This is a genomic window from Desulfopila sp. IMCC35008 (assembly GCF_010646885.2).
GTDB lineage: Bacteria > Desulfobacterota > Desulfobulbia > Desulfobulbales > Desulfocapsaceae > Desulfopila.
This window is the reverse complement of the sequence record NZ_CP050700.1, coordinates 3768193-3782284: the sequence shown is the minus strand read 5'-3', so window position 1 is coordinate 3782284 and position 14092 is coordinate 3768193. Positions and strand designations below refer to the sequence as shown.

At 45.9% G+C, this 14092-nt stretch carries 12 protein-coding genes; 6 read left to right on the top strand and 6 right to left on the bottom strand.

All coding sequences use genetic code 11. The features are described from left to right. Nucleotides 1–5: 5 nt before the first annotated feature. From GA520_RS16570 to GA520_RS16560, 3 genes are all read right to left on the bottom strand, one after another. On the bottom strand, nucleotides 6–1046 hold the full coding sequence (locus tag GA520_RS16570; RefSeq protein ID WP_163338532.1) for an NADP-dependent oxidoreductase: 1041 nt from the start codon (nucleotides 1044–1046) through the stop codon (nucleotides 6–8). Nucleotides 1047–1188: 142 nt separating this feature from the next. Continuing rightward, nucleotides 1189–1785 (bottom strand): TetR/AcrR family transcriptional regulator, encoded by a 597-nt coding sequence (locus tag GA520_RS16565; protein ID WP_163338533.1) that lies wholly within the window; start codon nucleotides 1783–1785, stop codon nucleotides 1189–1191. A gap of 406 nt (nucleotides 1786–2191) precedes the next feature. After that, nucleotides 2192–2695 carry a lactoylglutathione lyase family protein gene (locus tag GA520_RS16560; protein WP_163338534.1) on the bottom strand — a complete coding sequence of 168 codons (504 nt, stop codon included), beginning with the start codon at nucleotides 2693–2695 and terminating at the stop codon, nucleotides 2192–2194. Nucleotides 2696–2872: 177 nt separating this feature from the next. Between GA520_RS16560 and GA520_RS16555 the strand changes: the two genes are divergently transcribed. From GA520_RS16555 to GA520_RS16535, 5 genes are all read left to right on the top strand, one after another. Then, nucleotides 2873–3211 (top strand): helix-turn-helix domain-containing protein, encoded by a 339-nt coding sequence (locus GA520_RS16555; protein ID WP_163338535.1) that lies wholly within the window; start codon nucleotides 2873–2875, stop codon nucleotides 3209–3211. Between the two features lie 558 nt (nucleotides 3212–3769). Next, the gene (locus GA520_RS16550; protein ID WP_205749292.1) at nucleotides 3770–3973 is read left to right on the top strand and encodes a metalloregulator ArsR/SmtB family transcription factor; all 204 of its coding nucleotides are present in this window, start codon (nucleotides 3770–3772) and stop codon (nucleotides 3971–3973) included. Further along, nucleotides 3970–4536, top strand: coding sequence for a YeeE/YedE thiosulfate transporter family protein (locus tag GA520_RS16545; protein WP_163338536.1), 567 nt, complete (start codon nucleotides 3970–3972; stop codon nucleotides 4534–4536). The genes GA520_RS16550 and GA520_RS16545 overlap by 4 nt, the downstream gene beginning before the upstream one ends. Nucleotides 4537–4546: 10 nt before the next feature. Continuing rightward, nucleotides 4547–5101, top strand: a complete 555-nt coding sequence (locus GA520_RS16540) for a DUF6691 family protein (RefSeq protein ID WP_163338537.1) — start codon at nucleotides 4547–4549, stop codon at nucleotides 5099–5101. Between the two features lie 108 nt (nucleotides 5102–5209). Then, complete coding sequence (locus tag GA520_RS16535) at nucleotides 5210–5641, top strand: hypothetical protein (protein WP_163338538.1); 432 nt, start codon at nucleotides 5210–5212, stop codon at nucleotides 5639–5641. Between the two features lie 454 nt (nucleotides 5642–6095). Here the strand turns inward: GA520_RS16535 and GA520_RS16530 are convergent, their stop codons facing one another. Beyond that, a complete protein-coding gene (locus GA520_RS16530) occupies nucleotides 6096–8657 on the bottom strand; it encodes an amino acid permease (protein WP_304511240.1) in 2562 nt (853 codons plus the stop codon). A 351-nt stretch (nucleotides 8658–9008) separates the two neighbouring features. Between GA520_RS16530 and GA520_RS16525 the strand changes: the two genes are divergently transcribed. After that, on the top strand, nucleotides 9009–10016 hold the full coding sequence (locus tag GA520_RS16525) for a hypothetical protein (RefSeq protein ID WP_163338539.1): 1008 nt from the start codon (nucleotides 9009–9011) through the stop codon (nucleotides 10014–10016). 28 nt (nucleotides 10017–10044) lie between these two features. Here GA520_RS16525 and GA520_RS16520 read toward each other — a convergent pair whose 3' ends face one another. Further along, nucleotides 10045–12957, bottom strand: a complete 2913-nt coding sequence (locus GA520_RS16520; RefSeq protein ID WP_163338540.1) for a PAS domain-containing sensor histidine kinase — start codon at nucleotides 12955–12957, stop codon at nucleotides 10045–10047. 19 nt (nucleotides 12958–12976) lie between these two features. Next, nucleotides 12977–14053: an ABC transporter substrate-binding protein gene (locus GA520_RS16515; protein WP_163338541.1), complete on the bottom strand. Its 1077-nt coding sequence runs from the start codon at nucleotides 14051–14053 to the stop codon at nucleotides 12977–12979. Nucleotides 14054–14092: the final 39 nt, after the last annotated feature.

Here is a 14092-nt window from a genome sequence, read left to right as displayed (position 1 = left end):
GTTGTTTACGAGAGTTCGTTATTAACTTTGATAACAAGTTTTCCAAAATTTTGGCCTTCCAGCATGCCCATAAATTCTTTCGGCGCATTCTCAAGGCCTTCAACTATCTGTTCTAGGAAATGTATTTTTCCAGTTCCCAACATTTCCGTCATCTCTCGTGCAAATTCATCATACCGATGGCCGTAATCATCGAAGATGATAAAACCCTGCACTTTGAGGCGTTTGACTAAAATTGTACCCATGAGAAGTGATAAACGATCAGGCCCATCTGGGAGTTTGGTTTTATTGTACTGTGAAACAAGGCCGCACACTGGAATCCTGGCGCCAACATTAAGTAATGGTAAAACACCATCAAATACCTTTCCGCCAACATTCTCGTAGTAGATGTCAATGCCATCTGGGCAGGCCTGTTTTAGCTGATCTGCAAAATCAGGGTCTTTATGATCAAGACACTCGTCAAAACCAAGCGTTTCCTTGGCATGGCTGCATTTTTCTGGCCCACCAGCAACGCCAACAACACGGCAACCTTTTATTTTGCCGATCTGTCCAACAGTTGAACCAACAGGACCAGTTGCCGCAGCCACGACCAAGGTTTCACCCTGCTTTGGTTTGCCAATGTCAAGAAGCCCCATATAGGCTGTAAATCCCGGCATTCCCAAAACACCTAGGGCAAATGATGGGTTTTCAGGATCTGTTCCCAGCTTGGTCAAATCGGAACCATCTGATAATGCATATAGCTGCCATCCGCTATAACCCAGAACCCACTCACCTTTTTCAAAATCAGGGTTGCGGGAATCTTCGATTTGACAAACAGTAGCGCCAACCATTACGGAATCGACATCCACAGGCGGAGCGTAAGATGGAGCATCACTCATCCGGCCACGCATATAAGGGTCAAGTGACAAGTAGATACTCCGCAACAATACCTCTCCTTCTCCCGGCACTGGTGCGGCAAGTTCTTCTAACCGAAAATTGTCTTGAACCGGTGCACCATTCGGGCGAGAAGCAAGCACAATACGGCGATTTATATTTTTATTTTGTCCCATAGTATTTTCACCTTCTTGAATTTTTTTTAAGAGGTAGTCGGTATTATCAATCGGGTTGATTCATTGCCTCGCCTTTAATAGTCGACCAGTCGTCTAGTTAGACTCGCAAAGATAATCTACCAAAAAGATAGCTGGCTACGATTTATGTCACTGTATTGTTAGTCAAAATTGATGTGGTTATTCGCATAGCCTGTTGCAGACCATCGGCGTTACGCTGCAATTTGCTCATCAGCGTTGCCCCTAGCCACATGTTATAGAGAAAATCCGCAGTTACGGCTGCATTGCTCTTTACTATTGATCCATCATCAATGCCTGCTTCAATGCACTGTGCTATTCTTTGAACGACTTGAGAAGACCCGTTCAGCAAAGCTATACGCATCGGTTCAGAAAGATCGGCAACTTCGGCACTCAATTTGACAACCAAACACTTTTGGTCAACACACGAATCAGATTGCGTTTCAATCCAGCGTCGCCAATATTCCATCAGACGCTTGTATGCAGACTCGCCTCGTAGTTGAAAAATATCCTCAAGAGCAACAAGATATTCTCTGAAGTAATTACTAATAATTTCTTCACCAAACTGTTCTTTAGACTTAAAATAATAATAAAAAGAGCCCTTAGGTACTCCTGCAGATTGGAGAATTTCTGTCAATCCCACGCTAGAGAAACCTTTGCTCACAATAAGCTTATAGCCGGTATCTAAAATGTGCTGACGCGTTTCTTTGGTATCTTTCTTCATGGGAAAGACTGTAATACGTAATAGACCGGTCGTCTAGAGTAACTTGGTAATTACTTTATAAATACACTTCCATCCATTTATTATGGATGGAATTCAGGGCGGTTAAAGGTTTCTTTTTTTTTTCTAAAATATGGAAGCCGACCTTTACACATGGTATCTTATTGAATTTTTCCTGCAATCAGTATTGATTGCAGGAAAAGATACCTTATGACAATGCTGAATATGCCATGATATAAACAAGTTCAGTTTGTTCCTCATATGAATCATCGGAGCCCTCAGTTACCAATCCTATATTTTTCTTGATATTAGCGCTGGCTCCACTAACCCTTAAAAAAGAATATACATTAGTATCCTTTACGACTGTTTTTGAGACGAAGGTCGACTGCCAACCTGATGGCTGTAACATTTACAACTTGTCTTGATATGCTCCTGCGGAGTAGGTCAACTCATAACTGTGGGAGTAAATCTCGATAAGATTCCCGAAAGGGTCTTCACAATATACCATCCGGTAAGGCTTTTCCCCCGGGTAATACTCCCTTACCGGCATTCTCTGTTTGCCTCCATTTTCTACAATTTTAGCAGCCAGACCTTCAACATCAGGATCTTGTACACAGAAGTGAAACACACCAGTTTTCCAATATTCAAAGTTGTTTTCTCGTTGTTCTGCGTTTTTGAATTCAAAAATTTCAACTCCGATCTTATCTCCGGTTGAAAGGTGAGCAATCTTAAAGCTGCCCCAGCCTTTACCGAAAACGTCATCGCACATTATCCCAATTGCAGAGTCATCAGATGCTATCTCAGTTGGAGGCATAATTACGTACCAACCAAGTACCTTGGTGTAGAAATCTACCGCTTTGTCAAGGTCAGTTACAGATAATCCGATATGAGAAAAAGTTCTTGGATATGTCATTTTAGTGCTCCTATATATTTTATTGTTGTTCAGATGTTATCGTTGGTACACTGACACTATAGCTATAAGAATTAGAGTCGCAAGAAGGCACAATTTAGTTCGACACGAACCAATTGGTTCGAATTGTCTGGATTAGCCGGTTCTAGGATCAATCTTTTTTGAGGGTTACACGATATTATGATTAGCTGGAACGAAAAGCAATACCACTGCCCGGTTGAAGTTTCCATGGCTCTACTGAGTGGAAAATGGAAGTGCCTGATGCTTTGGCATTTGAATGAAGGAACTAAACGTTACAACGAGTTGGAGAGAATAGTGCCGGGAGTAAGTCAGAAAATGCTGACTCAACAATTAAAGGAGTTGGAAAAAGACGGACTGATATCACGAACTGTATATCCGGAAGTACCACCACGGGTTGAATATAGCTTGACCGAACTTGGTCAAAGCGCATTTCCCATTTTAGAGATGATGCACTCATGGGCTGTCAAACAGTTGGGGCTTATCGATCCAGAAGCATAGGTTCGTAGGGGAAACATTAAAGGGTAGCAAATCTCATCACATTGAGGTGTTTCCTGTGAAGGTGGCGGTGCGCCTGTCCGGTAAAAAGAGCTTGCTGGTTGTAAGAGGATTCTGGAGGAATACAGGAACAACCTCAGGTGTTCACCTTCACGTCTGATGTTAAGGTGTTCAAATAGAAGGTGAAGAATCGGGTCACTAACCTCAATTTCAATTTATTACGTATACGATTTTCCTCCAGGGCCACTTTACCCTCGGTTATATTCATTTATCAATCAGACACAACCCCACATGAACCGGTATCGTTTTGTAATTAATATATATTTTATCAGTCTTCTCGAGCAGCATGAGGAACATCCAGTATTTAAGCAAAATCTTGACAACCCATCGTATTAGATTTATCTAATGTAGGAAATGCTTAAATACTTGTGCTCAGCTATGAAACAGATTGACCCAAACAGACTTGAAAAAAACGCGGAAAAGGCTTCCCGGCTGCTTAAAAGCAGGAGCCACCCAAGCCGGTTGATGGTGTTTTGCCACCTGATGTAAGGCGAATGCCCGGTGAGTACGCTGAACCAGGTCATCCCTTTAAGTCAGTCGGCCCTGTCCCAGCATCTGGCAAGTCTGCGTGATGCCGGTCTTGTCGAAACACGGAGAGAAAGCCAGGTCATCCACTATCGGCTGAACAGCAAGGCCGTCTCAGAAATTTTGACAACCCTTTACCTTATTTACTGCAACCCACACAATGAGGAAGAACTGATATGACAGGACAATTAAAATGGTTTGCCGGAGGCATCCTGCTGGGCGCAGCATTTCTCTTTGCTGTCGGACTAGTAAAACCCATCGGTGTATCCACTCAATTCGTCATTGCCGATGGCATAGTATGGAATCTTTTTTCAGATACACTCGTGCAGGAAGATCCCGGTAGCAAGACAGGCTATTCCAGCCTAAACGCCTATCTGGATAAAAGTGGTGGTAAATACGCAAAAAACATTGCGAACCCAGTTAACTACAGCTTCATTTTTGTTCTCGCCATGGTAGCAGGGGCATTTATCTCATCCAGGCTTGGCGGCCCAAAGCCCGACAGACAGGACCGCAAGGCCCCGCAGGTCTGGAGACAGCGCTTTGGTGAAGATCCTCTCTTCCGTTATGTAACGGTATTTTTTGCAGGGGTTCTCGTACTTTTCGGAGCCCGGCTGGCTGGAGGCTGCACAAGCGGACATATGATGAGCGGCATGATGCAGACATCGCTGAGTGGATACCTCTTCGCCCTCGGTGCATTTGCTGCAGCAGTTCCGACAGCAATACTAGTCTATAAGAGAAACTAAGAGGTGTGCCATGAATATTGTACTTGCGATCATCCTTGGAATATTTTTCGGTTTCGCCCTGCAAAGGGTAGGGGCCAATAACCCTCAAAATATTATCAATATGCTGCGTCTCAAAGATCTACATCTCATGAAAGCTATCTTTTTTGCCATTGGCATGAGCAGCAGTCTGCTGTTTCTGCTCATGACCTTCGGCTTTATCGATAGCAGCCACCTCTCCGTAAAAAGCAGCTACGTTGGTGTTATCGTTGGCGGCGCTTTGCTCGGGATCGGATTTGCCATAGCGGGTTACTGCCCCGGCACAAGTCTCACGGCTGTGGCAGATGGCAGAAAAGATGCCCTCTTTTTTATCGGTGGCGGACTGCTCGGTGCACTGTTGTATACCTTGGTCTATGGCAGTATAAAAGAAACGTGGCTGTTCGACCAAATTGCCGGCGGCAAGGTGATGCTGGCAACTGGTTCTGAAAAATTTGAACCGTTGCTGCCCATGATCCCCGGCACCTTACTGGCCGCCTCCATCGGTGTTGTTTTCATGCTTATCGCCTGGAAATTGCCAGAAAAAGTCTGAACCCAGCCCCCCCTTTCCCAAGGCCTGTTCTTTTTACAGGCTTTGGGATATTGATTCTCAAACAGTGCAGAGCTCTATTTCAAAAAGAACAATGATGAGGTTGAAAAAATGGTCAGATATTTCGGCATGTTGATTCTTGTCGGTTTTATTGCTTTTCCTGTCCTTGGACATGGTTCAGAAAACCCTAAAAACCTTTTCGTCATCGTCACATCAGATGATCCGGTTACTCAACTGATGTCAATGGTCCTCGCTACCCAGGCATCGAAGAAAGGAGCTGGCGTAGATGTTTTGCTTTGCGGCGAGGCAGGCTCACTTGCTGTCAGGGATTCTCCGGAGATCCTTTTGAAGCCAAATAATAAATCCCCGCAGATGCTGCTGAACAAACTCATCCAGAATGGCGTCAATGTGGAAATATGCCCGCCATATCTACCGAACAACGACAAGACAGCTTCAGACCTGATCGATGGGGTTTCTGTGGCAAAGCCGCCAGAAGTAGCGGATAGGCTCCTTCGTGAAGACACGAACATTCTAAGCTACTAAAGGATGGACTAATCAGCATCTTCTGCAGAAATGAAAGAGGTCTTGCCGGTCCAGCCGTTGCAACAGTTTATGGTGTTCCTGGATAAATATCGGGAACGCCATGAGCAAGATGAGTAAACAAGCAAGTAGATATAGGTTCGTTGGTATGTTGTCGGAATGCCAGACCATGTTATTCACATTGCCAAATCGAATGTGCACCGTTCAGGCTTTTGCTTCTTTTTGAGGTATTTCCTGTTTCCCTCGAATCGTGCCCGTTAGAGAAGTTGCTCAATTTCAGCCAACCATCATGAAAGATAGTGTTTGCGACTCTCGCAGGGAAATAGTTACCTCTGAACTGGTGGCTAATTTCGCGCCGTGATTTGTTGTAGCACGTTCGGCAGATCTGCAGGTCAAAGTAATCACTTGTGCCCCTGGTTGATAGTATGGGCAGAGAGAAGATCTGGGATACGGGCAATTAGTCTCCTTCATCTTTTTCGTACTGATCTTTTACCTCCTGGGCTGCAACAATCTCTGCTGCTGCCTTTGATTTCATCTCTTCCCTCATCACCTTTCTGGCTGCAACTTCAGCTTTACTTCTGGCCTGGAGTGCGGCTTTCAGTTGCTTTAGCATATCCTCATCAAAGACCCCGCTGCCCGGCTCCAGCAGTGCCATCATTTTCTCTGCATTCTCCGCGGCCTCTGCTGCTTCTTTTTGTGCTCGGACCATTCTCCTATTGGCACTTTCCAGTGCTTCAAGGGCGGCGGCAAACTCTGCCGCCTCTCCTTCGTCCGGCTCTGCATCCAGGTCGACCGGTTGTCCGGCCTGCACCAAAGCCACGACTCCAAGTGCCTTGATACTTTCATCAAAGGGGTGACCAAACATATCCACAGGTTCCGAGTTCCTGATAGAAAAAGGGAGGAGAGTGAGTGAGGCGTCACCAGAACAATGCAGTATCTCTTCCCATTTCGTGCGTGAAATTATGAGCGGTTCCGCATTGATGCGAACCTCTTCAATGATATTCTGCAGATCTGATCTGTTTTCTTCAGAGTCATTCTCATAATTCACGGCCAATACCCTTATTTTTGCATCACTCCACATATGATCACAGGTAACGAGATAGGCGAGTAACAGCATCAACCGACTTGCTGAATCACCGCGCCACCATACATCAATGCGTCTCTCGTCGCGGAGCTGTTCGGCTACATTCTGCCAGGCCGCAGCGGTACTGCTGAGTATTACGACATGGCATCCCATTCTGTGGGCACTGAGCAGGTAGCGGCCATACCTGAATTTTCGCATCTTTTCACCGCCATCTACGCCTCTTATCCAGTTTGCCAGGACAGTGTTTGCCCTTATTGGGCCTATTCCGAAAGTTTGAAGCAGTGTTTCAAGTGAAACTGTGGGTTCGTGTCCTGTAACTACCCTCGAAAAAACATCAGAACGCAACAAGCTTACATCTTTTGAGAGGGACTGTGTTTCCTCAGCCCGGTGTCTGCGCATTTTTACACCATGTCCCTGCACAAATTTCACCACGGTTGTTATGCCGGAGCCGCCTTCGATCCATTGGGCGAACTGAAGCAGGCGTTGCCTGCGTTCAGGGTCATCGGACAGTGCAAGGATGTATGGTCGCCAATCCCGAGGATGGTCCGGTTCTGAACCCGCTTCAAGAAGATGGTGGCGAACTCGTTGCAGATGGTGAGACCTTCGGCTGTCTGCCCATCGCGCAGGTCGCGCGGTTCGTTTAAGAAAGTGATATATGGCAAACAGAATCGAGATAGCAACTATCCCTGAACTCAGATCGATGGCCAGCATAACACCAAGACAGGCGAGGAACCCTGCAAGACTGATATTGTGATGATACCAGCGGAATCGTGGTCGAAATGAAGGACTCGATGCTCTCGCCTCGAAATAGGTGGCATAATTGAGTAGTCCGTAGGATATGAGAAAAAACATGGACACCAATCGCGCAATGAGGTCCAGTTGCCCGAGAGCAATGGTTAAATATGCTATACCTGCAGACAGCAGTATACCTCTTCGTGGATTCCCCGTCGGTCCATGGCCCATAGCAAAAGGATTTAGAACGGAGAAAATCTTGTCTTTTGCCAGTGATTGGAGAATTCTCGGTGCCCCCAGGAAAGAAGCCATGGCGGACGAGAGAGTTGCGGCGATTACTCCCGCATCAATCAGAAAGTCCCAGCGGGAGATGGCTCCCATCGCCCCGAAATCCGAGCTCAAAATTGCCAGGGGGCGTGTTGCTGCGAAAAGGACAGCCACTGAAAAATAGACAAGCATTGATAAGCTGACGGCGAGAAATGTTCCGGCAGGCAGACTCTTACCCGGATCCTTGAGATCTCCGGACATACTCACTCCTTGGGTAAATCCGGTGACTGCAGGAAAGAATATCGCGAAAATTACCCAGAAGGGTGGAGAGTTTTCTGGTTTAACCCAGCTTTGCGCGAGGATCGCCGGATCCCAATTCATCACTCCTCCTATATAGAATGATAAAAGGGCAAGAGAGAGAAATGTCATGACAACATATTGGAATCTGGTCGCAAGGTCCGCTCCCAGCCAGGCAAGGAAAAAGAGCAGGGTAACTGCAAGAGCGGCAATGAACTGGACAATGTAGTCACCGGGGCGGGACACCAGCTGCGCCACGGCCTCGCCGAACCCTATACAGTAAAATGCGATGGATACCGACTGTGCCAGGAAAATGACCAGCCCGAGTGCGCCGCCATATTCGGAACCAAGCGTTCTGGATATCAGGAAATAATCTCCCCCACCTTTTACTTTGATATTTGTCGCTATTGCTGCCAGCGAGAAACTGGTCAGGACCGAAATCAGATGAGCAACGGCAATAAGAGCAAATGTCTGCAGCAGCCCTGAGCTCCCGACAATATACCCCAGTCGTAAGAAGAGTATGATACCCAGAATCGTGAGGATCGATGGTGTGAATACTCCGGCAAAGGTGCCCAGGGTTCCGGCTGAGCCTTCAGGTTGTTTGTGATGCGCCATGGCTGTCGTTCTCTCTTGACTCATCTGGGGCGAAGAATTCATCTGTAAAAAGCAATCATATGTGAGCCTCCTGCTTCAACGCAACACAGGGGAGGGATGAAATTCACAATGATAACATGTAGAAAAAATTATGAGCTCAGCATTGAACCGTAGGAACAGCCAACCTCAAAAATCATCATTCCGATGAATCTTCCAACCACGTCTATATTATGGTTATGCAACGTTAAAAAGAGAATTGAATACTAACCACAGTATATTTGAGTGTCTGTAATTGTAAAGAAATGTCTGAGTTCTATCACGGGGTATTCATGTATGGTATAATCAAAATGATAACAGTTCCGTTCCTTGATTGAGGTCTCTAACAATGGTGGGGTTATGACTGGAAAAAAGAATCAGTCTGGAGGATTCGGCTGGCGAGCACTTATCCACTCACCACTCGCCTTTATTGCCCTTGTCAGGGATAAATACACCTCTGCTCAAGCTGCCAGGGAAATGGCTGATCGGGTCGTCGATATAATTGATCCCAGCATCAAGAGCATAAGAGGATATCGAAAGCGCATTATTCCCCCGCTACTCCGATGCCTGGACCATTGTGCAAAGATTGTCGCCCAGATCCCCGGCCCAATTCCGCTTGATGCAGCAAACTACTCGTCTTCTCCCCTCATCAAGGCAGCCTTTAAGGATCGCAAGGCTGTTGCCACGATTCTTCGTCTGGCGGAAGCACAACAGATAAGCCCGAACGAAAAAGAGCAGAACCGAGTAGCACTTTTAACGATGACGCACAGTGAAAGTGAATTTTTCGGTACTTCAAGAGAAGGGCAGATGATCGTTGGTGATGCGAGACTGAAAGCAGTTACTTTCTCAGATCACAAGGTAGTTGGAATCGCAACGACCCTCGAAGATTCCCGCCAACAGCTGGAAAAGGTAATATTTGATGTGATAATTGAGTCCGCATCCCACGAACTGAGCGACCGGCGAGCCGATCTTGGTGAATTGCGGGAGAAAAGAGAAAAATTAAAAGCAATGTTGAAACTGTTTGGAGAATCAGCTTCACAGACAGAAGAGCTTGAACAAGCAAGAGGGAAAAAACTTGATAAGGTAAAAAGTTACCTTAAAGAAAGCGAGAGCAATCTCTCTGCAGCAAAAGCAGATGTCGAAACCCCGGCAGACAGACTTAACTTCCTGGTCGATTTCCTTGCACGACCTGAAAATATTATGGACATACGTCTCGTTTCCCTTCGTCTTGACTGGAGCAATGTCATAACCAGCAACCCCGAGGTCTCTGCAAATACCATTACGTTTGCGCAATGTGCCATTCATGAGACGAGAAGAAGGGATGCTGTGCTCATAACCTATGTCATGGATAAGGAAAATAAGGAATGAATATGTATTGAATTGACGATTTTTCTCTTCATATTTTCTTGAGTTCGCTTGCCACAGCCCTGGAGATTTCATCCACAAGGAATGGTTTTTTTACATATTGACCCGCACCGAGTCTCATGGCTTCTTTCACGTCAGAAGTTCTCGAGTATCCTGAGGTTATGACAGCTTTCTGAAGTGGGTGGATTTCCAATATCCTTTTATAGGTTTCAAGCCCTCCTATTCCACCCTCCAGTATCATATCCAATACTACCAGGTCGGCAGAGTGACTCCTCAGGTATTCAATAGCTTCCTCGCCGCTGCTAACGCTTTTTACCCGATAACCCAGTTGCGAAAACACCAGGGTTGAGATTTCACGCTGTTCCTTAATATCATCGACAACTAAGATCATTTCACCGTTTCCGGAGAAATTGGTTTCCGCAAGAACTGCCTGTTCCTTGAGCAATTCAACCCTTGTTACCGGGAAGTAAAGCTTAAAAGTTGTACCGATACCAGGGGTGGATTCCAGATCGATATACCCTTCGTGGTCTTCGACGGTACCCCAGACAACGGCCATACCCAGACCCGTGCCGCTGCGTCCCATTACTTTTGTTGTAAAGAACGGCTCAAATATCTTTTCGATGTCGTTTTCAGAGATGCCACTCCCATTATCAGATACCGTTAGAACGACATATTCTCCTTGTTTTACTTTGGTCGTGGGTGGCGGTGTGGTAACTTTTTGATCATGCGTGCTGATTTTCACTCTGCCACTTCCTGATATTGATTCTACGCCGTTCTTAACGAGATTCATTATTGCTTTCGTCAGGTGATTAGGGGATCCCAGAATGTTTCGCAGATCAACCGCAACGTCAGTCAGAATCTCCACATTCAGGTGTTCGGCCATGAGGGTTCTATGTTCAGGGCTGTCAAGGTAATCGGTAACGACCTCAGTAAGGTTAACGACTTCATTAACTTGAACACCTCTTCGTGCCAGGGTCAGCAGGTCATTGACTGTGGCCGAAGCTTTGAGACCGGATTCCTTAATGATGTTGAGCGGGGTTATTAACGGGCTGTTCTTGGGCAAACTTGCCAGGAGTATGTCCGGGTAACTGACAATACCTGCCAGAATATTGTTTAGATCGTGCGCTACCCTTCCAGCCAACGTGCCAATTGCTTCCATCTTCTGGCTTTTCCGAAGCAGCTTTTCAGCGTGTTCCTGCCTCATGGCCAGCTGTTTAATATCTGTTATGTCAAAAGCAACCTGAAATTTCACAGGACGTCCGTCCACCCATTCGATAAATCGATCAAAATGTAAATACCACCGATTATTTATCGGGCTTTGTCCTTCCCAGGGAGGAAGGTCTACATTTATTTCGAATTGGTGGTCTGAGCTGCAGTTATAACAACGGATTGCTTCAGGACCGGAATGATCCTGGCATGATTTTCCGACGAGATCTTCACCGGTGATTTCTTTCATGTAACGGTTCATGAACAGAATTTTTTTGTCCTCCACATCACAGGCAACAATGGTTGCCTGAATACTGTCCATAATGGTATTGAGGGTCTCGTGGGACTGTTTAAGTGCTATCTCAGCCCTAGTCCTGTCGGAGACGTCACGGGCTACATTCAGGATTACCTCCATAGTGTTATAGACAATTCTTCTGACGCTGCTTTCGAGATATATCTGTTCACCTGAGTTGGCTGTGAACGTGAATGAAAAGACCTGTTGATCCCCCCCTCTTTGCAATGATTTGAAGAGCTTCATTGCCTTGTGATATGACTCTTCCGGTATAATGTTCAGCAGAGACGAAAGATGCAATTCGTCAGGGGTAATGCCAAATCGTTCCAGTGCGATTTCATTCGCACTTATGAGGTGACCGTCCAGGTCATGAATGAGCACGATGTCAGCGACACCTTCGAAGAACTCCTGATAGCGCTCCATCTCCCGCAGATGGTCAAGGTGTTGAATCATTGTTATCAGTGATGTATTCATCTGGTTGAATTCCCGAATAGAGCTTTGGGTGTCGGTAAACGCGAAATCCGACTCTCCCTTGGTAATCTCATGAGCCATCAGGGAAAGGCGCCGCAATGGAATTGACATGCGATTACTCAAAACTATAGAGATAAAAAAGCTCAGGAGAATAATGATTAATGCAGGAGTCATTACACTATAGAGAACTCTTCGTTTTGCTTCCTGTAACTGGCTAAGTCCTGCTAAGACTATTAAGTTCGGGAAAGTGTTATCAGCGAGGGCAGCATAAGGCCCTTGTTGGGTCTCAAGATACTCTATACTCACAGATTTTTCGGAGTTCAGGAGATAAGATAATGGCAGATCGGAGGCCTCTCCTGTCAAAAGGTTCCAGGAAATACCATCATCAATGATGAGAAGGCGACTCGAATGAGCACGCTCGAGGGTCGCCTTCAGCAATTCATCTTCTTTAAACATATAGACTGCTGCTGCAAAACCGATATGATCTTTTTGGCGGGTGATCGGCAAGACAAGGGTCAATTTGAACCCTTGCCTGGACATATCATTTGATATGGTTCTCTTTTCAGGAGTCGTCGATAGGGCCTGCCAGGCTTCCAGCGATGAGACCCCTGCACCAGCCGACGAGTGCCAGTCTTCCCGATTTAGTTTTTGGACGAAAAAGGTGAGGGATGGGTCATTTGCATAAACATTGGTCAAATGATCCGACAACTGGTTCTCTGCCCCGAGCATCATCGTTATACGTACAGTGTTGTCATAGATGAGGGTGCGAAGTTTTGTTTCCACCTCCCTGAACCGATTTGCAAGGGCAAGAGTTACTTCTCTGCTTTCTGCCTTTATGCGCTCTTCAAATTCTTTGGTCAGGCTTTTTATAAGACTGATGTATAATACGCTGGAAACCGTTATGGTGGATACCAAAACCAGTGAGATAATGGTTATCGCTATATGCGTTGAGAGGTTGTATTGTTTTTTCTGCAAGCTGATGACCCCAAACTACCTATTTACTGAAGACTTCGTCGGCAGCCATCAGGATATCAGGTGGGATATCCATACTCAGATCATTCGCCCTTTTCAGGTTGAAGACCAGTGCAACTTTGGGGGCATCCTCAATTGGTATTATCCCGGGATCCCCGCCTTTTAAGATTTCAGCAATTTTCTGACCTGCAAGATGTCCCATGGCAAAAAAATCAACAGTAGCACCACCATAAAGACCGAGTTTGATAAACGCATAATTAAGGCCAATGGCAGGCTTTTTGGCATTCTCAAGCGTGTAATCAATAATTTCTGAGGCTGTGTAAACCTTTCCTGCGGCATCATGCAACAATAAGGTGCCGAGATAAAATGCACCTATCTGATCGTCATTGTTGATTTCATTAATGACTTGAGTGAACTCTTCCCAGGAATTAATGGTTCTCTGCTCAAGTTCACTTGGTGTCGGGCTCGCCCCCTCATGAATGAAAAGTTCCAACTCCACCTGCTTCGCAATGGCTTTTCCAGTCGGCGATTGGTCATCCAGGATGAGAACTTTGTCCAGTCTGTGCATGGTTGATAAAACCTGGATAGCTTCCCGGATATAAAGTTTTTCGTAGACACCAGTTATATTGCCGGACGGTTTTGCTCTGCTTTCCATGAATTTGATTTTCTCATTGTACATCTCAGGTTGTCCGTTGAGGCCGCTGAATACATATGCTGTTGTGTCTCCGGCAGCCTGAAGGGCAACCGTTCGAAATGCATTATCATCAAGAGTTAAAACCGCGTCCGGCTTAAATTTGATAAGGGCATTTTTCGCGTTAACGGCTTGTTCTTGTATGAGTGGAGGGGTATTGTTATTTTTTTTGGTGTCCATATAATAGGTGCCGATCACGATATTGCGTCCGACCGCAAAACCCGCCTCTTCCAAAGCCTTTATGGCTCCTGCATGCTGTGGTTGCCCACATATATGCCCGTTCTCGTAAGAGTGGATTATAAAGAGCCGTTTCGGTGGGCTGGCCCATGAACTCTCTTGGCAAAGAACAACAAGAAAAGCACACGTTGTAAATGTTACTGTCAGCAGGACTGTGAAAATGTTTTTCATTGATTCTCTACCTTTATTCTCATCAATTCAAGTGATTCT

Coding starts and splice junctions, on each gene's coding strand:
- GA520_RS16530 (WP_304511240.1), bottom strand. CDS start 8,657: ATGAGTCAAGAGAGAACGACAGCCATGGCGCATCACAAACAACCTGAA.
- GA520_RS16560 (WP_163338534.1), bottom strand. CDS start 2,695: ATGACATATCCAAGAACTTTTTCTCATATCGGATTATCTGTAACTGAC.
- GA520_RS16535 (WP_163338538.1), top strand. CDS start 5,210: ATGGTCAGATATTTCGGCATGTTGATTCTTGTCGGTTTTATTGCTTTT.
- GA520_RS16555 (WP_163338535.1), top strand. CDS start 2,873: ATGATTAGCTGGAACGAAAAGCAATACCACTGCCCGGTTGAAGTTTCC.
- GA520_RS16545 (WP_163338536.1), top strand. CDS start 3,970: ATGACAGGACAATTAAAATGGTTTGCCGGAGGCATCCTGCTGGGCGCA.
- GA520_RS16570 (WP_163338532.1), bottom strand. CDS start 1,046: ATGGGACAAAATAAAAATATAAATCGCCGTATTGTGCTTGCTTCTCGC.
- GA520_RS16515 (WP_163338541.1), bottom strand. CDS start 14,053: ATGAAAAACATTTTCACAGTCCTGCTGACAGTAACATTTACAACGTGT.
- GA520_RS16540 (WP_163338537.1), top strand. CDS start 4,547: ATGAATATTGTACTTGCGATCATCCTTGGAATATTTTTCGGTTTCGCC.
- GA520_RS16565 (WP_163338533.1), bottom strand. CDS start 1,785: ATGAAGAAAGATACCAAAGAAACGCGTCAGCACATTTTAGATACCGGC.
- GA520_RS16525 (WP_163338539.1), top strand. CDS start 9,009: ATGACTGGAAAAAAGAATCAGTCTGGAGGATTCGGCTGGCGAGCACTT.